General features: G+C 69.1%; 24 protein-coding genes. 15 read left to right on the top strand and 9 right to left on the bottom strand.

Features of this window, described 5'->3' with window-relative positions; all coding sequences use genetic code 11:
- Window position 1: 1 nt before the first annotated feature.
- Window positions 2–1,057 carry a class 1 fructose-bisphosphatase gene (locus MSPGM_RS04245; RefSeq protein WP_003599926.1) on the bottom strand — a complete coding sequence of 352 codons (1,056 nt, stop codon included), beginning with the start codon at window positions 1,055–1,057 and terminating at the stop codon, window positions 2–4.
- A gap of 208 nt (window positions 1,058–1,265) precedes the next feature.
- Here MSPGM_RS04245 and MSPGM_RS04240 point away from each other — a divergent pair, with 208 nt between their 5' ends.
- Complete coding sequence (locus tag MSPGM_RS04240; protein WP_003599929.1) at window positions 1,266–2,255, top strand: LysR family transcriptional regulator; 990 nt, start codon at window positions 1,266–1,268, stop codon at window positions 2,253–2,255.
- Window positions 2,252–3,493, top strand: coding sequence for an NAD(P)/FAD-dependent oxidoreductase (locus tag MSPGM_RS04235; protein WP_003599930.1), 1,242 nt, complete (start codon window positions 2,252–2,254; stop codon window positions 3,491–3,493). The genes MSPGM_RS04240 and MSPGM_RS04235 overlap by 4 nt, the downstream gene beginning before the upstream one ends.
- A gap of 9 nt (window positions 3,494–3,502) precedes the next feature.
- On the opposite strand, the gene MSPGM_RS04230 is transcribed toward MSPGM_RS04235, so the two are convergent.
- Window positions 3,503–3,781, bottom strand: a complete 279-nt coding sequence (locus MSPGM_RS04230; RefSeq protein ID WP_003599932.1) for a hypothetical protein — start codon at window positions 3,779–3,781, stop codon at window positions 3,503–3,505.
- Between the two features lie 444 nt (window positions 3,782–4,225).
- On the opposite strand from MSPGM_RS04230, the gene MSPGM_RS04225 reads away from it, so the two are divergent.
- From MSPGM_RS04225 to MSPGM_RS04200, 6 genes are all read left to right on the top strand, one after another.
- On the top strand, window positions 4,226–4,729 hold the full coding sequence (locus MSPGM_RS04225; RefSeq protein ID WP_003599933.1) for an META domain-containing protein: 504 nt from the start codon (window positions 4,226–4,228) through the stop codon (window positions 4,727–4,729).
- Window positions 4,730–4,907: 178 nt separating this feature from the next.
- A complete protein-coding gene (locus MSPGM_RS04220) occupies window positions 4,908–5,084 on the top strand; it encodes a hypothetical protein (protein ID WP_003599934.1) in 177 nt (58 codons plus the stop codon).
- 356 nt (window positions 5,085–5,440) lie between these two features.
- The gene (gene cysK / locus MSPGM_RS04215; protein ID WP_003599935.1) at window positions 5,441–6,421 is read left to right on the top strand and encodes a cysteine synthase A; all 981 of its coding nucleotides are present in this window, start codon (window positions 5,441–5,443) and stop codon (window positions 6,419–6,421) included.
- Between the two features lie 91 nt (window positions 6,422–6,512).
- Window positions 6,513–6,905, top strand: a complete 393-nt coding sequence (locus tag MSPGM_RS04210; protein ID WP_003599936.1) for a hypothetical protein — start codon at window positions 6,513–6,515, stop codon at window positions 6,903–6,905.
- A complete protein-coding gene (locus tag MSPGM_RS04205) occupies window positions 6,895–7,221 on the top strand; it encodes a hypothetical protein (protein WP_003599937.1) in 327 nt (108 codons plus the stop codon). The genes MSPGM_RS04210 and MSPGM_RS04205 overlap by 11 nt, the downstream gene beginning before the upstream one ends.
- 143 nt (window positions 7,222–7,364) lie before the next feature.
- On the top strand, window positions 7,365–7,529 hold the full coding sequence (locus tag MSPGM_RS04200; RefSeq protein WP_003599938.1) for a hypothetical protein: 165 nt from the start codon (window positions 7,365–7,367) through the stop codon (window positions 7,527–7,529).
- A 27-nt stretch (window positions 7,530–7,556) separates the two neighbouring features.
- Here MSPGM_RS04200 and hmpA read toward each other — a convergent pair whose 3' ends face one another.
- Window positions 7,557–8,801 carry an NO-inducible flavohemoprotein gene (hmpA, locus tag MSPGM_RS04195; protein WP_003599939.1) on the bottom strand — a complete coding sequence of 415 codons (1,245 nt, stop codon included), beginning with the start codon at window positions 8,799–8,801 and terminating at the stop codon, window positions 7,557–7,559.
- 94 nt (window positions 8,802–8,895) lie between these two features.
- Here hmpA and MSPGM_RS04190 point away from each other — a divergent pair, with 94 nt between their 5' ends.
- The gene (locus MSPGM_RS04190) at window positions 8,896–9,369 is read left to right on the top strand and encodes an Rrf2 family transcriptional regulator (RefSeq protein WP_003599940.1); all 474 of its coding nucleotides are present in this window, start codon (window positions 8,896–8,898) and stop codon (window positions 9,367–9,369) included.
- Window positions 9,370–9,386: 17 nt separating this feature from the next.
- Here MSPGM_RS04190 and MSPGM_RS04185 read toward each other — a convergent pair whose 3' ends face one another.
- Together MSPGM_RS04185 and MSPGM_RS04180 are read right to left on the bottom strand one after the other, a co-directional pair.
- Window positions 9,387–10,760 carry a PleD family two-component system response regulator gene (locus MSPGM_RS04185; protein ID WP_003599941.1) on the bottom strand — a complete coding sequence of 458 codons (1,374 nt, stop codon included), beginning with the start codon at window positions 10,758–10,760 and terminating at the stop codon, window positions 9,387–9,389.
- A 55-nt stretch (window positions 10,761–10,815) separates the two neighbouring features.
- Window positions 10,816–11,196, bottom strand: a complete 381-nt coding sequence (locus MSPGM_RS04180) for a response regulator (protein WP_003599942.1) — start codon at window positions 11,194–11,196, stop codon at window positions 10,816–10,818.
- 77 nt (window positions 11,197–11,273) lie between these two features.
- Here MSPGM_RS04180 and MSPGM_RS04175 point away from each other — a divergent pair, with 77 nt between their 5' ends.
- Window positions 11,274–11,570, top strand: coding sequence for a DUF3572 domain-containing protein (locus MSPGM_RS04175; RefSeq protein WP_003599943.1), 297 nt, complete (start codon window positions 11,274–11,276; stop codon window positions 11,568–11,570).
- Window positions 11,571–11,586: 16 nt separating this feature from the next.
- Here the strand turns inward: MSPGM_RS04175 and ruvA are convergent, their stop codons facing one another.
- Window positions 11,587–12,213 carry a Holliday junction branch migration protein RuvA gene (ruvA, locus tag MSPGM_RS04170; RefSeq protein ID WP_012252665.1) on the bottom strand — a complete coding sequence of 209 codons (627 nt, stop codon included), beginning with the start codon at window positions 12,211–12,213 and terminating at the stop codon, window positions 11,587–11,589.
- 86 nt (window positions 12,214–12,299) lie between these two features.
- On the opposite strand from ruvA, the gene MSPGM_RS04165 reads away from it, so the two are divergent.
- Together MSPGM_RS04165 and ruvC are read left to right on the top strand one after the other, a co-directional pair.
- Entirely contained in the window at window positions 12,300–12,941 is a 642-nt protein-coding gene (locus tag MSPGM_RS04165) for a YceI family protein (RefSeq protein WP_003599945.1), read from the top strand.
- 91 nt (window positions 12,942–13,032) lie between these two features.
- Entirely contained in the window at window positions 13,033–13,602 is a 570-nt protein-coding gene (gene ruvC / locus MSPGM_RS04160) for a crossover junction endodeoxyribonuclease RuvC (RefSeq protein WP_003599946.1), read from the top strand.
- Between the two features lie 238 nt (window positions 13,603–13,840).
- Here the strand turns inward: ruvC and MSPGM_RS04155 are convergent, their stop codons facing one another.
- The 3 genes from MSPGM_RS04155 to ubiG all read right to left on the bottom strand — a co-directional run bounded on the left by MSPGM_RS04155 (window position 13,841) and on the right by ubiG (window position 16,352).
- Window positions 13,841–14,821 carry an NADPH:quinone oxidoreductase family protein gene (locus tag MSPGM_RS04155; RefSeq protein ID WP_003599947.1) on the bottom strand — a complete coding sequence of 327 codons (981 nt, stop codon included), beginning with the start codon at window positions 14,819–14,821 and terminating at the stop codon, window positions 13,841–13,843.
- 136 nt (window positions 14,822–14,957) lie between these two features.
- Window positions 14,958–15,530 (bottom strand): YbhB/YbcL family Raf kinase inhibitor-like protein, encoded by a 573-nt coding sequence (locus MSPGM_RS04150; protein ID WP_003599948.1) that lies wholly within the window; start codon window positions 15,528–15,530, stop codon window positions 14,958–14,960.
- 75 nt (window positions 15,531–15,605) lie between these two features.
- Window positions 15,606–16,352: a bifunctional 2-polyprenyl-6-hydroxyphenol methylase/3-demethylubiquinol 3-O-methyltransferase UbiG gene (gene ubiG / locus MSPGM_RS04145; protein WP_190273115.1), complete on the bottom strand. Its 747-nt coding sequence runs from the start codon at window positions 16,350–16,352 to the stop codon at window positions 15,606–15,608.
- Window positions 16,353–16,709: 357 nt separating this feature from the next.
- On the opposite strand from ubiG, the gene MSPGM_RS04140 reads away from it, so the two are divergent.
- The 3 genes from MSPGM_RS04140 to MSPGM_RS04130 all read left to right on the top strand — a co-directional run bounded on the left by MSPGM_RS04140 (window position 16,710) and on the right by MSPGM_RS04130 (window position 20,983).
- Window positions 16,710–17,945: an aspartate kinase gene (locus tag MSPGM_RS04140; protein ID WP_003599950.1), complete on the top strand. Its 1,236-nt coding sequence runs from the start codon at window positions 16,710–16,712 to the stop codon at window positions 17,943–17,945.
- A 71-nt stretch (window positions 17,946–18,016) separates the two neighbouring features.
- Complete coding sequence (gene ptsP / locus MSPGM_RS04135; protein WP_003599951.1) at window positions 18,017–20,278, top strand: phosphoenolpyruvate--protein phosphotransferase; 2,262 nt, start codon at window positions 18,017–18,019, stop codon at window positions 20,276–20,278.
- A 45-nt stretch (window positions 20,279–20,323) separates the two neighbouring features.
- On the top strand, window positions 20,324–20,983 hold the full coding sequence (locus tag MSPGM_RS04130) for a DUF2268 domain-containing protein (protein ID WP_261926175.1): 660 nt from the start codon (window positions 20,324–20,326) through the stop codon (window positions 20,981–20,983).
- The last annotated feature ends 192 nt before the right edge of the window (window positions 20,984–21,175 follow it).

Raw genomic sequence — 21,175 nt, 5'->3', positions numbered from 1 at the left:
ATCAACTCCGCATCAGGCCACGCTGGCCGAACAGGGGTGAGCGGCCGGCGCTGGGCTGGCGGCCGTCATAGTACTTGGCCACGCACTCGACCTCCTCGGTGGAGCCGAACACCAGGGGGGAGCGCTCGTGGATCTTGGCGGCCACCCGCTCGAGGATGCGGCCCTGGCCGTCGGTGGCGCCGCCGCCGGCCTGCTCGATCAGGAAGGCAATGGGGGCGGTCTCGTACAACAGGCGCAGGCGGCCCTGGGCGTAGCCCTTCCGATTGTCGCCCGGATACAGGAACACGCCGCCGCGGATCAGCACCCGCTGCGCGTCCGCCACCAGCGCGGCGGTCCAGCGCATGTTGAAGTCGCGGTCGCGCGGGCCTTCCGAGCCGCGCAGGCAATCCTCGATGTAGGACTTCACCGGCCCGTCCCAGTGGCGGACGTTCGAGGCGTTGATCGCATACTCGCTGGCGCTGGGGACGATCTTCATCGCGTCGTGGGTGAGGCGGAAGACGTTGTCCGTCCGGTCGAGCGTGAAGATGCGGGTGCCGTTGCCGAGCGTGACCACGAAGGTCGTGGCCGGGCCGTAGACGACGAAGCCGGCGGCCGTCTGGGTCGTGCCGGGAGTCAGGAACGAGGCATTGGGATCGTCGATCCCTTGGCCCTGCGTCACCGGGCGGATGCCGAAGATGGTACCGACCACCATGCCGACGCCGATATTGGACGAGCCGTCGAGCGGGTCGATCGCGACGGCCAGCGGCGCGCCGGCCTTCAGCGTCACCACGTCCTCGGCTTCCTCAGAGGCGACCTGCGCCACGGGGGCCTCTTCGAGCGCCCGCATGAAGCGCTTGTGGGCGATCACGTCGAGCGCCTTCTGCACGTCGCCGTCGCTGTTGTGCTCGCCCTGGGCGGCCAGATCGCCCGCGAGCGACCCACGACCCACGGTCTCGCTCACGTCGATCGCGGCGGCGGCGAGCGCCCGGATCGTGGCGGCGGTGTCGGCCAGCGAGGGGTCCCGCGCGACTTCGGCGTCGAGATGGTCGTCGAGGGATGACCCGTAGGGCTTCGTCATCGTTCTGAGGCTCGCTCCCGTCGAACCCGCGCGTGTGACTCAAGGTCTTGCGCGGCGTTCTTATCGGCCATGCGCGCGCGGAGGCGTGCAGGGCTATCTCGCGCTATGATACGCTGTGGCGAGGCGGCAGCGCCAGACGGCACGAGACGGCTGTCGAAAGATTTCTAAAAAAACTTGTGGTGCCCCGCAAAAAAACTAAAACCGGGGCATGCGCAATCTTTCGCTCAAGCAGCTCCAGGCGGTCGCCGCAGTCGCACGGCTCGGCACAATGACGCGGGCCGCGCAGGAGCTTAACGTCACCTCCGCCGCGCTCTACGCACGCATCCGCCAGCTCGAGGAGGAGGCGGGCCTCCTCCTGTTCGACCGCACGCCGACCGGCCTCAAGCCGACCGATGCGGGCCGCGAGATGCTGTGGGCGATCAACAGCATCAACACCGTGCTGGAGACCTGCACCGACCGCCTGCGCACCCTGAAGGGCGGCGGCGGCGGCCGGGTCGGCCTCGGGGTCGTTTCCACGGCGAAGTATTTCGCGCCGCTGGTTATCGCCGGCTTCATGGAGACCCATCCGAAGGTCGAGATCTCGCTCACCGTCGGCAACCGGCAGGACACGATCGAGGCGCTGCGCAACTACGACATCGATTTCGCGATCATGGGCCGCCCGCCGCGGGACTTCGCCATCGAGGCGGAGACGTTCGGGCCCCATCCCCTGGTGCTGATCGCCGCCCCCGACCACCCGATGGCCGGGCGGCGCGGGCTGACGCGGGCGGATCTGGCCGAAGAGTCCTTCCTCGTGCGCGAGGAGGGCTCGGGCACCCGCTCGGTGTTCGAGGAATTCATGAACGGCGTGATGATCCGCCGGGCCAAGCTCGGGATTGATTCCGGCTCGAACGAGACGCTGAAGCAGGCGGTGATGGCGGGCCTCGGCATCGCGCTCCTGTCCGGCCACTCGGTGGCGGCGGAGGTGGCGAGCGGGCGCCTCGTCCTCCTCGACGTGGAGGGCCTGCCGATCCGGCGCGACTGGTACGTCGTGCGCCGCGCCGACAAGGTGCTCGGTCCGGCCTCCGACGCGTTCTGGGACTATCTCGCGCAGGAGGGGCGCCGCTTCCTGCCGAGCATTCCCGGCGATTTCTTCCCGGAGGACTCGGCCGCAGCAGCACCGCCCAAGGCGGTCCGCAGCCCGGCCGAGGCGGGCGAATGAGCGGGCCGATGGAGACGATCGTCATCGTCGGGGCAGGGCAGGCCGGCTTCCAGGCCGCCGCCTCGCTGCGGGAGGCGGGGTTTTCCGGCCGCCTGACCCTAGTCGGCGAGGAGGCCGCGCTGCCCTACCAGCGCCCGCCGCTGTCGAAGGCCTATCTCGCCGGTAAGACCGATGCCCGCGGTTTGCTGCTTCGGCAGGAGAGCTTTTTCGCCGAGCACCGCATCGAGCACCGGCCCGGGACACGGGTGACGGCGATCGATCGCGCCGGGCGCAGCGTCCGACTCTCGGACGGCGAGGATCTGTCTTACGACCATCTCATCCTGGCGACGGGCACCCGTAACCGGGCGCTGCCGGTGCCGGGGGCCGATCTCGACGGCGTGCGCCAGCTTCGCTCCCTCGACGATGCCGATGCGCTTCGCGCGGCGATCGAGGGCATCCACCGGATCGTCGTGGTCGGCGCGGGCTTCATCGGCCTCGAATTCGCGGCGGTCTGCGCCGCCCGCGGTCTCTCCGTCACGGTGATTGAGGCGGCCGAGCGCGTCATGGCGCGGGCGGTCTCGCCCGAGACCTCGGAGGCCTTCCGCGCCTTCCACGAGGAGGCCGGCGTCACCTTCCTGTTCGGGGCGGGCGTCACCGCCATCGAGGGGGAGGGGGGACGGGCCGTGGCCGTCCGCACCGCCGACGGGCAGAGCCTGCCCGCCGACCTCGTGCTCGTCGGCATCGGCGTGGTGCCGAACCAAGAACTCGCGGAGGAAGTCGGCCTCGCCGTGCGCGACGGCATCGAGATCGATGCCTTCCTGGCAACCAGCGACCCGGCGATCTCGGCCATCGGCGATTGCGTGCGCTTCCCGAGCCGTTTCGCGTCCGGAATGCCCGGCGGCGATCGGGTGCGGATCGAATCGGTCCAGAACGCGGTCGATCAGGGCCGCTGCCTCGCCGCGCGGCTCACCGGCCGGCCCGCGGCCTACGACGCGGTGCCGTGGTTCTGGAGCGATCAGGGCCCGCGCAAGCTCCAGATCGCCGGACTCGCCGCGCCGTCTGACGCGAGCGTCCTGCGCCGCGCCGGTGCCGGCTTCTCGGTGTTCCGCTTCCGCGATGGCGCGCTCACTGCGGTCGAATCGGTGGATCGCCCCGCCGACCACATGGCGGCCCGCCGCCTTCTGGCCGCGGGCAAGAGGCTGACGCCGGAGCAGGCCGGCGATCCGGGCTTCGACCTCAAGGCCCTGGCGACGGGCTGAGGTTTTACCTCAGCGGTCGTTCTCGGTGGTGAGCTGATCGAGGCGCGTGCCCTCGTCGCCGCCGCGCTGCTGCTCGGACAGCCGGACGCCCGGCGTCGCACCGTCGGTGAAGACGACGCCGCCCTGCATCAGGGCGCTGCGCAAAGCCTCGACCTGGCCGGAGGCGGAATCGCCTGTGCCGGCCTCGAACCCCTTGATGAAGCCTTCGTCCAGCCCCGAGCGGCGGGCGAGATCCGCCTCGGACCAGCCGAGCAGGCCGCGGGCACCCCGGCACTGGGCCGCATTCATCGTGTTGGGCGAAGCTCCGCTCGACGCACCTTCATCCGATCCCGTCAAAGCGCTCTCCTCGATCCTTGGCAGATACCACCCCGCGCCACGGGGCACGGGATCGTTCAACGGTCCGACGGGCCGGTTCGTTTCGGTGAAGCTTGTGAGAAACGGCGTTTCGCCTGGCTCGAAGACTCGCCGGGCGAGAATTCCTGCCGCACAAGGTTCGCGGCGCGTCGAAACGGACGGGATCGCCGCTGAACCGGGTCTCGGGCCGGTCTTGACCATAATTGTGCTTGAATCTGTGCCGATTCCCCCTAGCGCCCAGGACCGGCTGCCGAGAGGGAGCGCGGCCCGAAAGATACGGAGCATGCGCCGGCTCGGCCCAATCATCGGGCGAAGAGCCGAGCCGCTGGCCAAGTGGGGCTCCGGGGTGAAGCAGTCGAGCAGACAGGGGGCTGAACGATGAACAGGATGCTGACCGCCGCGCTGGCCTGCGCGGTTGCCGCGGGCGCGCTCGCGGCCGTGCCGGCTGCGGCGCAAATGGGCATGGGCGGCAATACGTCCGGTTTCGGCGCGGGCAAGCAGCCCGATAAGAAGCCGCAATACGTTCCTGGCGCGAAGCCGACGGAGAAGATGTTTCCGCTCGGCTCGATGTGGACCGCCGTCAGCATGAACGGCAAGCCGTTCACCGGTGCCGACCGCCCGAGCTTCATTATCGACGCGCAGTACCGCGCCCGCGGCTATGGCGGCTGCAACACCTTCACCGCTACCGCTTTCCCCCTGCGCGAACAGCATCTCGCCGTCGGTCCTTTGGCGCTCACCAAGAAGACCTGCGACAAGGCGCTCGCGGCCACCGAGCAGGCCTTCCTCGTCGCCCTGCGCACGGCGGGCAAGTGGGACCTCGACGGTTCGCAACTCGTGATCCGCAGCCAGAACGGCGAGCTGCGGTTTGATCGGGCCCTGTAGACGCCCCATTCTCGCACAGCCCGCCGGTTTCTCGGACGAGCCGGCGCGCGATCGCTTTAAGTCCCCGTTGACGACGATTCGTGGACGGGAGCCCGGATTCATCCTCCGTCAGGCTCCCGCGCCGTTTCCTCGTGCCCCTCGGTCGCGCTCCGCGCGGCCGCTCAGGCGGAGAGACGGAATGCGGATCGGCCGGGTTCATCAGCGCGTCGTCCCGAAGGTGCGGCCGGCGGCCTCCCACGCGGCGCGTTACGACTTCGTCCGCGCCCACCACGAGGGTGCAGCGACGCTGGTCGCCCTCGCCACCAGTTCGGGAATCGGCATCCTGATCCTCGCCACCCGCTTTCTCGTCGCCTGAACCGCGATCGCGGACCGTAACCGGCCCTTCGATTCGGAGTGACGAGGATGACAATACTGTCGTCCGGTGGCGAAAAAGGAAAATAAAATTCTCCGCTGAAGCTCAGCCGTGCGCAGTCCGTGTAAAGACTGGTATCCGCACAGCGTGAAGCTCGACGGAGCTTGCGAAATCGGCTACGCGTCGCCGCAGCGGACCTCGCTTCGGCGGGAGCGCTAAGTTTCTGGTTTCGCGTCGGCTTTGTCCTCTGGCGGTCGTCTTCCTTCGGGCCGATGTGAAAGCCTTTTCGTGTTGGCGCGCGCTCCTGCACCGGGCCGGTGGCCGTTGCGGCACGGGAGCGCTCAGGGAGCGGACAGACGATGACAGACACCTCGACCCCGGACACCGTGCGCAAGCCCGGACACGGCCGCGTCTACGGCTCGATCACCGAGACCATCGGCAACACGCCGCTCGTGCGCCTCAACCGGCTCACCAAGGAGCGGGGCGTCGATGCCGAAATCCTGCTCAAGCTCGAATTCTTCAACCCGATCTCGAGCGTGAAGGACCGTATCGGCGTCAACATGATCGACGCGCTGGAAGCCTCCGGCCGGCTCAAGCCCGGCGGTACGCTGGTCGAGCCGACTTCGGGCAATACCGGCATCGCGCTGGCCTTCGTCGCCGCCGCCCGCGGCTACCGCCTGATCCTGGTCATGCCGGAGACGATGTCGGTGGAGCGGCGCAAGATGCTCGCCTTCCTCGGCGCGCAGCTCGAACTGACGCCGGGCGCGCAGGGCATGAAGGGCGCGATCGGTCGCGCCGAGGAGCTCCTGCGCGAGATCGACGGCGCAGTGATGCCGCAGCAATTCTCGAACCCGGCCAACCCGGAGATCCACCGCAAGACGACGGCGGAAGAAATCTGGAACGACACGCAGGGCCAGCTCGACGCCTTCGTGGCGGGTGTCGGCACCGGCGGTACGGTGACCGGCGTCGGCGAGGTGCTCAAGCCGCGTCTGCCCAACCTCAAGGTGTTCGCGGTGGAGCCGGTGGACAGCCCCGTGATCTCCGGCGGCCAGCCCGGCCCGCACAAGATCCAGGGTATCGGCGCGGGCTTCATCCCCGACAACCTGCATACCGACATCCTCGACGGCGTGCTCAAGGTGTCGAACCAGCAGGCGATCGACACCGCCCGCGACCTCGCCAAGTTCGAGGGCATCCCCGGCGGCATCTCGACCGGCGGCAACGTCGCGGCGGCGCTGGAACTGGCGGGCCGCCCCGAGTTCCAGGGTAAGCGCATCGTCACCATCGCCTGCTCGTTCGCCGAGCGCTACATCTCTTCGGTGCTCTTCGAAGGCATCGGCTAACACGCGTCGCGCGGTGCGGGTCTGCGACGGGCCCGCACCGCAACTCCTCCGGTCCCGGATTGTTGTCCCGGTCAGATCAGGAGGACGAAGAATGACGGAGACTTCCCCCGACCGGCCGTCGCTGAAGGCGTTCGACGCCTATGCGGATCGCAACGGCCAGGATTTCGGCACCGATTCGCCCCTCGACGCGGGCATCCCCTCGCGGACCCAGGCGGACCTGAAGAGCAATCCCGACGGCACGGCCGAGACCGCGCGCATCGCCTCCGGCACCGAGCGCCAGGGCCATGACGCTGTGGACCAGACCGAGGCCGAGACGCTCGCGGAGAATCTGCGTCGGATCTCCGATCCCTCGTCCCGCGCCGAGCCCGACGCGACGGCGCAGGAGGCGATCGAGCGCGCCACCGCCGCCGTCGGCCAGGAAGAGCCGCCGCGTCACGGCGAGGATCTTGGCGAGCGTGATGGGGGAGGCCGTGATGGGAAATGAAAACCGGCCTGACGAAGACTTGAGCAACACCGGCACCCGCAAGCCCGACGAGGCGGTCGGCTCACCCGGCCCCCATCCGGCGGGCGGCGGCCACCAGACTTCCGAGCAGGCAGCGATCACCGGGCAGGGGTCCGGCGGGCGCTCCGATGCCGAGCGGCACGGTGAATGGGGCGAAGGTGCGGAAGGGGGTGCGGCCGGACGCACGCCGCCCGCGATCGGCGGTTCGTCCGGCGGCCATTCCGACCGCAAGGCCTCGGCCGGCCCGCGTGAGGGGGAGCCCATCGCGGGCGAGCCCGACCGGGCCAAGCATTCCTGAGCCGCGCCGGCCTCAAGCGCATTCCGACGAAGTGGTCGCCGGTTCGTCGAAAGAATGTGCGTCGAAACAATGACTGCGAGGCGCCGGTCTGATGCAATCAGGTCGGCGCCTCTCGGTCCCCAATCCCTAGAGGGAGCTCGACGATGGACAAGCAGAACGGCGACGACCGGGAGACGGATCGGGAGCGCCAGGATGGGCACAAGCCCGCCAACAGCGCCCCCGACGCGGTCAAAGATCCCAACGAGAAGACCGACGGCAAGCCCGGTGTGCCGGCACAGGGCGACGAGACCGATCCGGGAGCGGGTTGACCCCGTCCCCGGTGCGGCCTTCCCGATTCAGGCGGCCTGCCGGGGTGCCTCGTCCAACAGTTCGTCGGCGGGGCCGAAGAACTCGAACCGGACCCGCTCCGCCGGGACACCGGCACGGGCCAGCCCGTTCGCCAGGGCGGCCAGGAAGGGCTTGGGTCCGCACAGGTAGTAGGTCGCACGCTCCGAGGGGGTGTTCGCAACGAGCCACTCGGCCGTGATCAGCCCCTCGCGGTCGAAATCTTCGCCCGGCCGGTCCTGCGGCTCCGGCTCCGCGTAGACGATGTGGGCCGACAGGGACGCTTGGTTCGCAACAAGGCCGCGCACATGCTCGCGCATGGCGTGAACCCGCCCGTTCAGGGCACCGTGGACAAACCAAGCCGAGCGCTCGGGCGTCTCCGCCGCGATACTCTCCAGCATGCTGACCATCGGGGTCAGGCCGACGCCGCCGCTGACCAGAACCACCGGCTCGGCGCTCTCCCGGTCGAGGAAGAAGTCGCCCGCGGGCGCGGCGACCTTCAGCACGGTTCCGGCCTTCGCTTCCGCGTGCAGCCAGTTTGAGACGAGGCCGGCCGGATGGGCCGTTGCGGCCTCGCGCTTGACGGTGATGCGGTAGGCGCGATCGTTCGGAGCGCAGGAGATCGAGTAGTTCCGCTTCATCACGCCCCGGCCCGGCAGGTCGACGAGGAAGCCGAGATACTGCCCCGGCTCGTGACGCAGCACTGGGCCGCCGTCAGCTGGGACCAGCACGAACGAGCGGATCGTCTCGCTTTCCGGGGTGACGCTCTCGACCACGAAGTCGCGCCAGCCGTTCCATCCACCGGTCTTGGTCGCCTGATCCCGGTAGATCGTCGCCTCGCGGCCGATCAGCAGCTCCGCCAGGAACCAGTACGCCTCGCCCCAGGCCGTGATGATCTCAGGGGTTGCTGCCTCGCCGAGCACATCGCGGATCGCCGCGAGCAGGGCGTCGGCGACGTGAGGATAGTGCTCCGGCAGAATGTTGAGCGCGACATGCTTTTGGGCGATGCGCTCCACCGCGCTCGTCAGCACGCCGAGGTTGTCGATGTTGCGGGCATAGGCCAGAACGGCGAGGGCGAGGGCCTTGGGCTGCGAGCCGGTTTCGCCGTGATGCGACTGGTTGAAGAGGTCGCGGATCTCCACGTTCTCGAACAGGCGCTCGTACATGCGCCGGGTGATGGCGAGCCCGTGCGTTTCGAGAGCCGGGACGGTGGCTTTGACGGTGGCGATGGTTTGGGGCGAGAGCGGTGCGGGCATCGTCGGATCCAAAGGTTCATTCGGCATGAATCTTTTGTCGCAGCTCTCGAAAAGATGCAAGTGAAATGTACCTTATAGGTCGCTCGGATCCGCCATGCGCCTGACCCGCTACACCGACTACGCTCTTCGGACCCTGATCTATGTCGGCCTGCGCGAGCCGAAGCAGAGTTCGATCGCGGAGATCGCGCGCGCCTATGGGATCTCGGAGAGCCACCTCACCAAGGTGGTGCATCAACTCGGCCGGCTCGGGCTGATTCAGACGATCCGGGGACGGGGCGGCGGGTTGCGCCTCGCCAAGCCGCCGGCTGAGATCGTTGTCGGCGCCGTCGTCCGCGAGACGGAGGACGATCTCGCGCTGGTCGAGTGCTTTTCCGCAGGGTCTTGCGCGATCACCGCGCCCTGTCGCCTGCGGCGGGCACTTGGTGAGGCGCTGGCGGCCTTCCTGGCGGTTCTCGACCGCTACACCCTCGCCGACCTGTTGGGCGGAGCGGAGGGCGACGAGATCGCGCGGCTGCTCGGCCTGTCCCCACCCGCCGCCATCCCGGCGGAAGCGCCGGCTCCCGAGTGAGGCGGTGCCGAGATCCCCTACGCGGCTGCGGCCTCGACCCGGTTCCGGCCGAAGGACTTGGCGCGGTAGAGCGCGGTATCGGCGCGCTTGAGCAGGTCGGACGGACCCGTATCGGTCGCGCGCCGCACGGATACGCCGACCGAGACGGTCACGCCGATGTCGCGCGTCCCGCCGTCGATGGCGAAGGGCGTCGCCTCGATCCGGTGGCGGATGCGCTCGGCGATGGCGCGGGCATCGGGCAGTTCGGCGCCGGGCACTACCATCACGATCTCCTCGCCGCCGTAGCGGGCGAGGATGTCCATCGGCCGCACATACTGGCGGATGCGCTCGGCGAAGGCGCGCAGCACCTCGTCGCCGGCCTCGTGGCCATAGGTGTCGTTGATCAGCTTGAAGCGGTCGATGTCGAGGAGCAGGCAGGCGAGTCCCTTCTCCTGCAGGGCCGCCTCACCGAAGACCGGCCCGAGATGGCGGTCGAGGTAGCGCCGGTTGTGCAGGCCGGTCAGGTCGTCGGTGATCGCGAGTTCCATCGAGGCATGGAGCGCCCCGCGCAGGGTCTCGGAGAAGCGCCGCCGCCGCACCTGCGTGCGCACCCGCGCGATCAGTTCGTTGCGGTCGACCGGGCGCAGCAGGTAGTCGTTGACGCCGAATTCGAGGCCGCGGGTGATGCGCGTTTTCTCGTGCATCTCGCCGAGCATGATCAGCGCCATGCTGCGGGTCCGCTCCAGCGATCGGAGCTGGCTGCACAGGCGCAGCCCGTCGAAGCCTTCGAGATCGAGGCTCACCAGGGCGAGGTCGAAGCCTTCCTCGGGCGCCCGCACCAGGGCGCGGTGCGGGTCGGTCTCCACCGTGACCTGATGGTGCTGGGAGAGCGCCGTGCTGATGCGGTCGATGGCGCTTGCCCGGTCTTCCACGAGGAGAATGCGCGCACCTTCGCCGGTATCGGCGGCGGCGAGAACGAGGGGGTCGGGGCCGCCGATCTCACGCGTCTCCAGGGCGCGGGAGCGCAGCTCGTCCGTCACCGCCTTCAGCCGCACGAGGCTGCGCACCCGCGTCATCAGCGCGGTGTCGTCGATGGGCTTGGTCAGGAAGTCGTCGGCGCCCGCATCCAGGCCCCGCAGCCGGTCAGCGGGCTGATCGAGGGCGGTGACGATCACCACCGGCAGGTGGGCGGTGGCGGGATTAGCCTTGAGCCGGCGGCAGACCTCGAAGCCGTCCATGCCCGGCATCATCACGTCGAGGAGAACGACGTCGCATTCGCCCTTCTCGCAAATGGCCAGGGCGTCTGGCCCATTCATCGCCACGACCACGTCGAAATACTCGAGAGACAGTTTTGTCTCGAGCAGCCGGACGTTGGGGTAGAGATCATCCACGATCAGGACGCGAGCGGACATCGTTCCTCCGAGGCGCGGCCTTCACGACCGCGACGGCATTCAGTCCGAAGAGGTCTCAAGGAGCGCCGTCATCACCAATGTAACGACGGACCGTTGCCAAAAACTTCGCAACCGAGATCGGTTTGGACAAATATGCCTCGCATCCGCCTTCACGAATGCGTTCCTCATCGCCTTTCATTGCAAAAGCGGTGATAGCGATCACAGGAATGTTACGAAGGTCGTCGTCGTCCTTGAGCCACTTTGTCACCTCCAGGCCCGAGACTTCGGGAAGCTGGATGTCCATGAGAATCAAGTCTGGGTGGTGCGCGCGCGCGAGTTCAATCGCCTCGATACCGTTGGCGGTCTTGAGGGTCGCGTAGCCGTGCGCCTCCAGCAGATCGTTGAAGAGCTTCATGTTCAGCTCGTTGTCTTCAACGATAAGAACGGTTTTCTTCATGACCTGCTCCGGCGCGGTCGCGATGGCGTTCCAACCCGTGGCCCGGCCCTCTTACTCTCTTAAACTGCTACTCGTTGATGAAACGCAAACTTGATCATAGTGATGGCCCGAGCGAGCGTCTCGCGGTCGAGGTGCTCGGATGGCTCGCCGCCGATGAGGACCGGCTGTTCCGGTTCATCGCTGCGAGCGGCCTGGAGCCCGGAACGCTGCGTGAGAGCATGCACGATCCCGGCTTTCTTGGTGCCGTGCTCGACCACGTCATGAGCGACGAACCGTCGCTCCTCGCCTGTGCCGAGGCGCTGGAGGTGAAACCGGAGCGGATCGCCTCCGCCTGGCAGCGCCTGCAGCCGCCGCCTTTCGACGAGGGCGGTTGAGGCGTTCTGGTCCGCGCTATCGCGCCAGCTCCCGTAGCCCGAGCCGGATCAGGGTCTTGGCCTCCACCGTCCCGGCCTCCTCGCCGAGGCCCTTCAAGGCGGCGGCGATGGCGGCCGAGGCCTGAATCTGGGCGTAGCCGAGATTGACCAGGGCCGAGATCGCGTCCGCGACCGGCTGCGGTGCGGTCCTGTCCTCGACGGCGCCGGTCAGGGCGATGAGCGCCGGGTCGATGGGGGCGAAGGCGGGCGCCTTGTCCTTCAACTCGGCGACGAGGCGGGCCGCGAGGCGCGGGCCGACGCCGGGGGCGCGGGCGACGGCGCCCTTGTCGCCGGTGGCGATGGCGGTGGCGAGCTGTGCCGGCTCCAGCACCGAGAGCACGCCGAGCGCCACGCGGGTGCCGACCCCCTGCACCGTCTGGAGCAGGCGGAACCACTCCCGCTCGGCATCGACGCGGAAGCCGTAGAGGCGGATCATGTCCTCGCGCACATGCGTCTCGATGGCCAGATCCGTCGCCTCGCCGGGTTTCGGCAGCCGCTGGAGGGTGCGGGCGGAGCAGTGGACGACGTAGCCGACGCCGTTCACGTCGAGGATGACGAAATCCTCTCCGTAGGAATCGACGATTCCCTTGAGCTTGCCGATCATGTGAACCGTCGATCCTCGAAGGGTCCGTTGCCGCGCTTGGCCTAAGGCCATATCCGTCGTGGCGGCACAACCGACAAGGTGACCGCATGAAGCGCACGCACGCCCTCGCCGCCCTCCTGCTGGCGGGTTTCGCATTCGCCGCGCCCGGCGGTCTACACGCACAGGAGGCCGCCCAGGGAACGCCACCCGCTCTGACCAAGGATCCGGGGCAGGTGAAGGCCGGGCGCTACCGGCTCGATCCGGCGCATGGCAAGATCACGTGGTCGATCAGCCATCTCGGCTTCTCGACCTATTACGGCCAGTTCACCGAGGTGTCGGGCGACCTCGTTCTCGATCCCGCCGCGCCGGCCAAGAGCAGCCTCTCCGTCAAGATTGGCACCGGCAGCGCCAACGGGCTCAACGACAAGCTCAACGCGCATCTCAAGCAGCCGGATTTCCTCGACGTCGGGAAGTTTCCCGAGGCGACCTTCGTCAGCACGTCGGTCGAGCCGACGAGCCCGACGACGGCGCGCGTCAACGGCACCCTGACCCTGCGCGGCGTCGCGAAGTCGGTCTCGTTCGACGCCACCTTCAACCAAGCGGGCGTCAATCCGGTCGATAAGATCTATTCGGTCGGCTTCGACGGCTGGACGGTGATCAAGCGCTCCGAGTTCGGCGTGAACGCCTTCCTGCCCCTGCTGGGCGACGAGGTGTCCCTCCGGTTGGAGGGCGAGTTCAAGCTTCAGTAGGAAGCGGCGAAGCGGGCCAGCCGAGTTTGCGGCAACGCTTCGTTCACGATATGTGCCGTACCGGATCGATGCTCTGAAGGAGGCCGAGGCCATGACCACGGACGTCCGCATCCTCGGCATCGATCCCGGCCTGCGCCGCACCGGCTGGGGTCTGATCACGGCGCGGGGCAGCAAGCTGTCCTACCTCGCCTGCGGCGTCGTCACCTCGGACGGCGACCTGCCGCTGGCGTTGCGCCTGCGCGAGCTGCACGAGGGCCTGACCCGCATCGTCACGACCTACACGCCCGACGAGGTCTCGGTGGAGGAGACCTTCGTCAACAAGGACGCGCAGGCCACGCTCAAGCTCGGCCATGCCCGCGCCGTGGCGCTGCTGGTGCCGGCGCTCGCCGGTCTGCCGGTGGCGGAATATGCCGCCAACCTCGTGAAGAAGACCGTGGCCGGGAACGGCCACGCGGAGAAGGTTCAGATCCAGGCGATGGTGAAGTTCCTGCTGCCGAAGGCGGAGTTCAAGCTCGCCGACGCAGCCGACGCGCTCGCCATCGCGATCACTCATGCCAGCCACCGCGGGGCCATCGCCCTCGACCGCCGCCACGCCGTGGCCGCAGGCGGGGGACCGGGCGCGGCCCGAATCGCCGCGGCGCTGGCGCGGCTCGACCGGTAAAGTCGATCGGCCGCGATACCGTCGGACCGCCTACGCGGGGCGGACGTTGACGAGGATCGGGCGACCTCCTGGCCAACGGCTCGGCTTGACGGACCGCTCGGCGGTCTGCCCCGCGGTGACGCTCATCGTCCGGGTGGTCTCCCGAAGCTCGGCGGCGGAGGTGCCGACCGTGCCGACGATGCGGCCGACCGACGCCGCGAAGCCGTCCTGAACCGAATCTCTCCGGCCTGGCCCGTCTCTAGCCTCTGAGGTCGAGCAACACCTTGCCGACCGCCTCGCGGCGGACGAGCACGCCGAGCGCCTCCGCGTAGGCGTCGAGCGCATAGACGCCGTGCACCTTCACAGTGAGTTTGCCCTCCGCCGCCCAGGCGAGCAGTTGGGCTTGGTTGGCCGCATGCGCCTCCGGCTCGCGCTCGACGAAGGCGCCCCAATGAACGCCCTGGACGTCGATGCCCTTGAGCATGATGACGTTGAGGGGAAATTTCGGGATCTCGCCCGCGGCAAAGCCGATCACGAGGAAGCGCCCCTTCCAGCCGAGCGCGCGCATGGCCGGCTCGGCCAGATCCCCGCCGACCGCGTCGTAGACCACATCGACGCCGCGCTCGCCGGTGAGGCGCCGCAAGGCCTCGCGCAGGTTGTCCGCCTTGTAGTCGATCAGGTCGTCGGCGCCGTGGGCGCGGGCGGTCTCGAGCTTTTCGGGCGAGGAGGCGCAGGCGATGACGCGGGCCCCGAGCAGCTTGCCGAGCTCGACCGCCGCGAGCCCGACGCCGCCCGACGCGCCGAGCACGACGAGGGTTTCGCCCGGCCGGATGCCGGCGCGATCCCGGAGCGCGTGAAGCGTGGTGCCATAGGTGATCGAGAGCCCGGCGGCGACCTCGTCGGAGACGGCCTCCGGCACCCGTGCGAGGCGCTTCACCGGAACCGCGATCCGCTCGCGGGCGGTGCCGTGGCTGAGATGGACCATCACCCGGTCGCCGATGGTGAAACCCTCGGCACCGGGGCCCAAAGCCTCGATCACGCCGCAGGCCTCGCCGCCGGGGGAGAACGGCAGTTCGGGCTTCACCTGATAGCGCCCGGCGATGATGAGCGTGTCGAAGAAGTTCAGCGCTGCGACCCGCACCCGCACCAGCGCCTCGCCGGGGCCCGCCACCGGATCGGGCAGGTCCTCGATGCCGAGATCCTCCGGCCCACCGAGCCGGCTGCACACCAGGGCCTTCATATCAGCGCCGTCTCCCTCACATCGCCGGTCGTGCCAAATCCCCGCGCCCGGCAGGCGGGCGCAGGATCGGTGCCGCGTTCAGCCACGGTCATGCCCGCTCGCACGCCGTAAGCGCAAGATATCGAGCGCAAGACGTTCAGGCCCGCTCGTAGGTCCCCGTCAGCATGCCCTTGGCGATCACGTTGCCCCGGAGCGCGTCGAGCAGGGCGCCGCGGCCCGGCGAGGCGGGCAGTTCGGCGGGACGGGCCAGCGCGAAGACCTGGAACAGGTAGTGGTGCGGGCCGTGGCCGGTCGGCGGGTCCGGCGGCAGCCAGCCGTCCTTCTGGAACGAGTTGCGGCCCAGATCGTGCGGGCTACCCTCGCTCGCCGGGCTCGCGAACGCCCCCTCGGGGATGTTTTGCGCTTCCGGGCGCAGGTTCCAGGCGATGAGGTGGACGAAGGGGTGCGAGGAGGGTGCGTCCGGATCTTCCACGAACAGGACGAGCGCCGCGGCCCCGTCCGGCACGCCGGCGATGGCAATCGGCGGCGAGAGCCCATCGGCGTCCGCGGTGTAGCGGGCGGGGATCGGCGCGGTGTCGGCGAAGGCGTCGCTCGTCACGCGGAGCGTGGCGGGGGCCTCCGCCGCGACCGTGTGGAACGCGGCCTTCTCCGCGCCGGCCCTGAGGCCGGAGAGCGCCTGACCGACGGCGTGCGGCAGCTTTTCGAGCATCGGGGAGGGTCTCCGCTTGTCCTGCGAAAAACCCTCAACGAACACCCGCTCGCTTCGTTCAGGCGGGCGCTTCATTCAGGCGGGGCGGTGCGCCGCCACCATGTAGTTCACCCCCGTGTCGCGGCTCGCGCGCCAGGAATCGTTGAGCGGATTGTAGACCACGCCGGTCGTGTCGGTGACGGTGAGGCCGCCCGCCGTGATGTCGGCGGACAGCTCCCGCGGCGTCACGAACTTCTCCCAATCGTGAGTGCCCCGCGGCAGCCAGCGCAGGACGTATTCGGCGCCGACGATGGCGAGCGCGAAGGAGCGCATCGTCCGGTTGATGGTGGCGGCAAACAGCAGGCCGCCGGGCTTCACGGTCGTGCAGCACGCGCGCAGAAAACCTGCGCGGTCGGAGACGTGCTCGACCACCTCCATGGCGAGCACGATGTCGAAGCGTTCGCCGCGGGCGGCCACCGCCTCGATGGTCTCGTCGCGGTAATCGATGGTGAGGCCTTCCGCTTCCGCATGGGCGCGCGCGGCCGCGATGTTGCCGGTCGCCGGGTCGAGGCCCGTCACCGTCGCGCCGAGCCGGGCCAGGGGCTCCGACAGAACGCCGCCGCCGCAGCCGATATCGATGACGCTGAGCCCTTCGAGGGGAAACGGAGCGGCCGGGTCGCGGTCGAAGATGCGGCAGGCCTCGTCGCGGATGTAGCCGACCCGGACGGGATTGAACTTGTGCAGAACCGCCATCGGCCCGCGCTCGTCCCACCAGCGCGCGGCCAGGGCGTCGAAGCGCGCCACTTCGTCCCGATCGATCGAGGCACCCGTCATCCGGCTCACTTTCGCATCGTTTGAACCTATGGCAGCGCAATCGCTTGAACGCGATTGCGCTGTTTTCCAACTGGCCTCAAGCGCCGGCGGCCGCCTCCGCGGCCTCGGCTCTCGCTCCGCTTTTGTGTTCGAGCGACCGTTCCGGTCCTCGAACCCGCTCCGCGGGGCGCTCTTCGCGCCCGGAATGAAGCGCCATCACGCTTCGAGCGATGGCCCTGGTCCTGCCGTCCGATTGACACGGCCGGGGGCCCTTGTACCCGCCGGTCGCATCCCCGGTACAGCCGCGCCGTGTTGTTTTCCGTGTGACGCGGCGCGCCGGCCTCACGGCCGGCACCGTAGGGACAAGATGAGCAGACCGGACGCGACATGCCCCGTTTGGTGATGAAATTCGGCGGCACCTCTGTCGCCAATGTCGACCGCATCCGCAACGTGGCGCGCCACGTCGCCCGCGAGGTCGCGGCCGGCTACGAGGTCGCGGTCGTGGTCTCGGCGATGTCGGGCAAGACCAACGAGCTGGTCGGCTGGGTCAAGGACGCCGACCCGCTCTACGGCGCGGCGGAGTACGACACGGTCGTGGCCTCGGGCGAGCAGGTCACCTCGGGGCTTCTCGCCATCGCGCTCAACAAGGACGGGATCAAGGCCCGCTCCTGGCAGGGCTGGCAGATCCCGATCCACACCTCCGACGCGCATGGCTCGGCCCGGATCGAGGGCATCGACCCGACGAATCTCGACGAGAGCTTCAAGCGCGGCGAGGTCGCCGTCATCTCCGGCTTCCAGGGCGTGAATCCGCAGACCGGCCGGATCGCGACGCTGGGACGCGGCGGCTCGGACACGTCCGCGGTGGCCATCGCTGCCGCCATCGGCGCGGAGCGCTGCGACATCTACACCGACGTGGACGGGGTCTACACCACCGATCCCCGCGTGGTGCCCAAGGCCCAGCGCATGGAGCGCGTGACCTTCGAGGAGATGCTGGAGATGGCGTCCTTGGGCGCCAAGGTGCTCCAGGTGCGCTCCGTCGAGCTCGCCATGGTGCACCGGGTGCCGACCACGGTGCGCTCCTCCTTCGATCCCCCCGATGCCGCGCGGCCGGGCACCCTCATCTGCGACGAGGACCAAATCGTGGAACAGCAGATCATCACCGGCATCGCCTTCTCGAAGGACGAGGCGCAGATCACCCTGCGCGCCGTGAAGGACAGCCCCGGCATCGCCGCAGCGATCTTCGGACCGCTGGCGGATGCCAACATCAATGTCGACATGATCATCCAGACCGTGTCCGGCGATCAATCGACCACCGACATGACCTTCACCGTGCCGGCGGCCGATTACGAGCGCTCCCGCGCCATCCTCGACGCCCAGCGCGACACGATCCAGTTCGGCCAGATCGAGGGCGCCACCGACGTGGTCAAGGTCTCGGCGATCGGCGTCGGCATGCGCTCGCATGCGGGCGTTGCAGCCAAGGCCTTCCGGGCGCTGGCGCAGAAGGGTATCAACATTCGCGCGATCACCACCTCCGAGATCAAGTTCTCGGTCCTGATCGACGCCGCCTACACGGAGCTTGCCGTCCGTACGCTCCACTCGCTATACGGCCTCGACCAGGCCTGACCGTTCCCGTCGGCGTCGGCCCCACGGCTCTCAAGCCAGGGTTGCGCCGGCCGACCCGGATTGACGACACGATGCCCGCTGCGCCCGGAGGCCCGCGCCTGCTGCTGCGCCGGCTCCGCGAAGCCATGGCGGAGCCGGTCAGTCCGCAGCAGCGTCTCGACCGGATCGTCGTCCTCATTGCGGCGAACGTGATCGCCGAGGTGTGCTCGGTCTATGTGGTGCGCGATGACAACACCCTCGAACTGTTTGCAACCGAGGGTCTGAACCGCGACGCGGTTCACATCACCCGCATGCGCGCCGACGAGGGCCTCGTCGGCCTGATCGCCAAGACCGCCGAGCCGCTGGCGCTGTCCGACGCGCAGTCGCACCCCTCGTTCTCGTATCGGCCGGAAACGGGCGAGGAGATCTACCACGCCTTCCTCGGTGTGCCGCTGCTGCGGGCCGGGAATACGCTCGGCGTGCTGGTGGTCCAGAACAAGACCTACCGCGTTTATTCCGAGGAGGAGATCGAGGCGCTCCAGACCACCGCCATGGTGCTGGCCGAGCTGATCGCTTCGGGGGAACTCCAGGCGCTGTCGCCCGGCGCCGGCACCGCCGCCCGCCGTCCGGTGAGCCAGCGCGGCGTCGCGCTCGCCGACGGGATCGGCCTCGGACACGTCGTGCTGCACGAGCCGCGCATCGTCGTGAAGACGCTGATCGCCGAGAACGTCGAGCGCGAGATGGAGCGGCTGGAGGCGGCGATCGAGGACGTGCGCTCGGCCATCGACGAACTGGTCGAGCGCGGCGACGGCATCGGCTCGGGCGAATCCCGCGAGATCCTCGAGACCGTGCGGATGTTCGCCCATGACAAGGGCTGGCTGCGGCGGATGCGCGAGGCGGTGCAGTCCGGTCTCACCGCGGAGGCCGCGGTCGAGCGGGTGCAGTCGGACAACCGCGCCCGGATGCTGCGCCAGAGCGACCCCTACCTGCGCGACCGCCTGCACGATCTCGACGATCTCGCCAACCGCCTGCTGCGCCGCCTCGTCGGCCAGGAAAGCCAGAACGGCGACGGCCTGCCGGAGAACGCGATCCTGGTCGCCCGCTCCATGGGCCCGGCGGCACTCCTCGACTACGATCGGGCTCGCTTACGCGGCGTGGTGCTGGAGGAGGGCGGGCCGACCAGCCACATCGCCATCGTCGCCCGCGCGCTCGGCATCCCGGCGGTCGGCGAGATCGCCAACGCCACGAGCCTGTGCGATTCGGGCGACGCGATCATCGTCGATGGCCTGTCGGGCGAGGTGCAGATCCGGCCGACCCCCGAGGTCGAGGCGTCCTATGCCGAGATGGTGCGCCTGCGCGCCCGGCGGCAGGAGCAGTACCGGGCCCTGCGCGACGTGCCCGCCGTCACCCGCGACGGCGTGAAGATCGGCCTGCACCTCAATGCCGGCCTGCTCGTCGATCTGACGCATCTGCACGAGACCGGAGCGGAGGGCGTCGGCCTGTTCCGCACCGAGCTGCAATTCATGATCGCCGAGCGGATGCCCTCGGCCGCCGAACAGCAGACGCTCTACGAAGCGGTCTATTCGGCCACCGGCGACCTGCCGGTCACGATCCGCACCCTCGACATCGGCGGCGACAAGATCCTCCCCTACATGCCGGCGCTGGAGGAGGAGAACCCGGCGCTCGGCTGGCGGGCGATCCGCATCGGCCTCGACCGGCCGGCCTTGCTGCGGGTGCAGTTGCGGGCGCTGCTCAAGGCGGCGGCGGGGCGACCGATCAAGATCATGTTCCCGATGGTCGCCACCGTCGAGGAGTTCATCCGCGCCCGCGACATCGTCGATCGCGAGAAGGCGCATCTGCGCCGCCACGGCTACGCCTTGCCGAGCGATTGCCGCCTCGGCGCGATGGTCGAGGTGCCCTCGCTGCTGTTCCAGATCGACGAGATCGCCCGCGAGGCGGATTTTTTGTCGGTCGGGTCGAACGACCTGATGCAGTTCCTGTTCGCCGTCGATCGCGAGAACCGGCGCGTGGCCAACCGCTTCGATCCCCTGTGCGGGGCGGCGATGCGCGCCTTCCGCCTCATCGCCGAGCGCTCCGCGGCGCAGGGCTGCCCGGCGACCGTCTGCGGCGAGATCGGCGGCCGGCCTTTGGAGGCGCTGGCGCTGATCGGCTTAGGGTTTCGCGATTTCTCGATGTCGCCGGCCTCGATCGGCCCGGTCAAGGCGATGGTGCTCTCCGCCGATGCCGCCGAGGTCGCGGCGTTGATCCAGTCCGAGCTGACCCGAGTGACCGACGGCGCCTCGGTCCGGCCCGCCCTGGCCGCCTATGCCAAGGCGAACGGCGTGCCGATTTAGGTTCGCGGCGACCGACATCGGCCCCAGCCTGCGAGAGGAAAACGGGTGGATTGGCAGGTGCACTGGCTGGAGGCCGAGGGCGACCTCGCGCCCTGGCGCGAGCGGATCGCAGCGGAGATCGAGGTCGCCCGGACCGCCGTGGCGGGCGTCCTGCCGCCGTTCCGGCTGGACATCCTCGTGGAGCGTGTGACCGGCGCGGTCATCCCGGAGGTCGGCACGACGGGCCGCGCCTACAGGCCGAGCCTGTGCGGGCTCACCGTCGATCCGCTCAACCCGAACTTCGCGGCGAGCCTCGACACCGGCGACATCCGGCGGACGATCGCGCATGAGGTGCATCACTGCCGTCGCTTTGCCGGGCCCGGATACGGCCGAACGCTGGGTGAGGCGATCGTCAGCGAAGGATTGGCCGGACAGTTCGCCGGGACGCTCTTCAAGGCGCCCACCGAGCCCTGGGAATGCGCCCTGGACGACACGGCCCTGCGGACCCATCTCCCGAGTGCGGCGGAGCTCCGGGCGCCCAATCACGATCACGCCGGCTGGTTCTTCGGAGCCGGCGGCCGTCATCCCCGCTGGCTCGGATACACCCTCGGCTACCGGATCGTCGGTGACTGGCTCGCCGCCAACCCCGAGCCCGATGGCGACACCTGGGTCAACGTACCGGCGGAGGCCGTGCTGGCGGCTTCTCCGTGGTCCGCCGCGGCGTGAGCGGCCTTCGAACGACCCGGATGCGCAGCCAGCCAGACCCGGCGCATCTTCCCTCCCGGTCGCCGCACGGGTAACGGGTGCCGGTCGGACCGCCATGAACGTTGTCGTTCCGGCGAGCCCGCCGAAGCGGCCGTGCGATCCGCCCCGTCCCCTTCCGATTTGACGCGCACCATCGACGAGTATCCTTACAGG

The sequence above is a fragment of the Methylorubrum sp. GM97 genome, from assembly GCF_024347855.1.
Lineage (GTDB): Bacteria > Pseudomonadota > Alphaproteobacteria > Rhizobiales > Beijerinckiaceae > Methylobacterium > Methylobacterium extorquens.
Note: the sequence above shows the minus strand (reverse complement) of the source record. Positions and strands in the feature narration are given on the sequence as shown.

Excerpts from the sequence above, each read along its gene's own strand:
- MSPGM_RS04245 (WP_003599926.1), bottom strand. The coding sequence starts at position 1,057 with ATGACGAAGCCCTACGGGTCATCCCTCGACGACCATCTCGACGCCGAA.
- MSPGM_RS04240 (WP_003599929.1), top strand. The coding sequence starts at position 1,266 with ATGCGCAATCTTTCGCTCAAGCAGCTCCAGGCGGTCGCCGCAGTCGCA.
- MSPGM_RS04235 (WP_003599930.1), top strand. The coding sequence starts at position 2,252 with ATGAGCGGGCCGATGGAGACGATCGTCATCGTCGGGGCAGGGCAGGCC.
- MSPGM_RS04230 (WP_003599932.1), bottom strand. The coding sequence starts at position 3,781 with ATGAATGCGGCCCAGTGCCGGGGTGCCCGCGGCCTGCTCGGCTGGTCC.
- MSPGM_RS04225 (WP_003599933.1), top strand. The coding sequence starts at position 4,226 with ATGAACAGGATGCTGACCGCCGCGCTGGCCTGCGCGGTTGCCGCGGGC.
- MSPGM_RS04220 (WP_003599934.1), top strand. The coding sequence starts at position 4,908 with ATGCGGATCGGCCGGGTTCATCAGCGCGTCGTCCCGAAGGTGCGGCCG.
- cysK (WP_003599935.1), top strand. The coding sequence starts at position 5,441 with ATGACAGACACCTCGACCCCGGACACCGTGCGCAAGCCCGGACACGGC.
- MSPGM_RS04210 (WP_003599936.1), top strand. The coding sequence starts at position 6,513 with ATGACGGAGACTTCCCCCGACCGGCCGTCGCTGAAGGCGTTCGACGCC.
- MSPGM_RS04205 (WP_003599937.1), top strand. The coding sequence starts at position 6,895 with ATGGGAAATGAAAACCGGCCTGACGAAGACTTGAGCAACACCGGCACC.
- MSPGM_RS04200 (WP_003599938.1), top strand. The coding sequence starts at position 7,365 with ATGGACAAGCAGAACGGCGACGACCGGGAGACGGATCGGGAGCGCCAG.
- hmpA (WP_003599939.1), bottom strand. The coding sequence starts at position 8,801 with ATGCCCGCACCGCTCTCGCCCCAAACCATCGCCACCGTCAAAGCCACC.
- MSPGM_RS04190 (WP_003599940.1), top strand. The coding sequence starts at position 8,896 with ATGCGCCTGACCCGCTACACCGACTACGCTCTTCGGACCCTGATCTAT.
- MSPGM_RS04185 (WP_003599941.1), bottom strand. The coding sequence starts at position 10,760 with ATGTCCGCTCGCGTCCTGATCGTGGATGATCTCTACCCCAACGTCCGG.
- MSPGM_RS04180 (WP_003599942.1), bottom strand. The coding sequence starts at position 11,196 with ATGAAGAAAACCGTTCTTATCGTTGAAGACAACGAGCTGAACATGAAG.
- MSPGM_RS04175 (WP_003599943.1), top strand. The coding sequence starts at position 11,274 with ATGAAACGCAAACTTGATCATAGTGATGGCCCGAGCGAGCGTCTCGCG.
- ruvA (WP_012252665.1), bottom strand. The coding sequence starts at position 12,213 with ATGATCGGCAAGCTCAAGGGAATCGTCGATTCCTACGGAGAGGATTTC.
- MSPGM_RS04165 (WP_003599945.1), top strand. The coding sequence starts at position 12,300 with ATGAAGCGCACGCACGCCCTCGCCGCCCTCCTGCTGGCGGGTTTCGCA.
- ruvC (WP_003599946.1), top strand. The coding sequence starts at position 13,033 with ATGACCACGGACGTCCGCATCCTCGGCATCGATCCCGGCCTGCGCCGC.
- MSPGM_RS04155 (WP_003599947.1), bottom strand. The coding sequence starts at position 14,821 with ATGAAGGCCCTGGTGTGCAGCCGGCTCGGTGGGCCGGAGGATCTCGGC.
- MSPGM_RS04150 (WP_003599948.1), bottom strand. The coding sequence starts at position 15,530 with ATGCTCGAAAAGCTGCCGCACGCCGTCGGTCAGGCGCTCTCCGGCCTC.
- MSPGM_RS04140 (WP_003599950.1), top strand. The coding sequence starts at position 16,710 with ATGCCCCGTTTGGTGATGAAATTCGGCGGCACCTCTGTCGCCAATGTC.
- ptsP (WP_003599951.1), top strand. The coding sequence starts at position 18,017 with ATGCCCGCTGCGCCCGGAGGCCCGCGCCTGCTGCTGCGCCGGCTCCGC.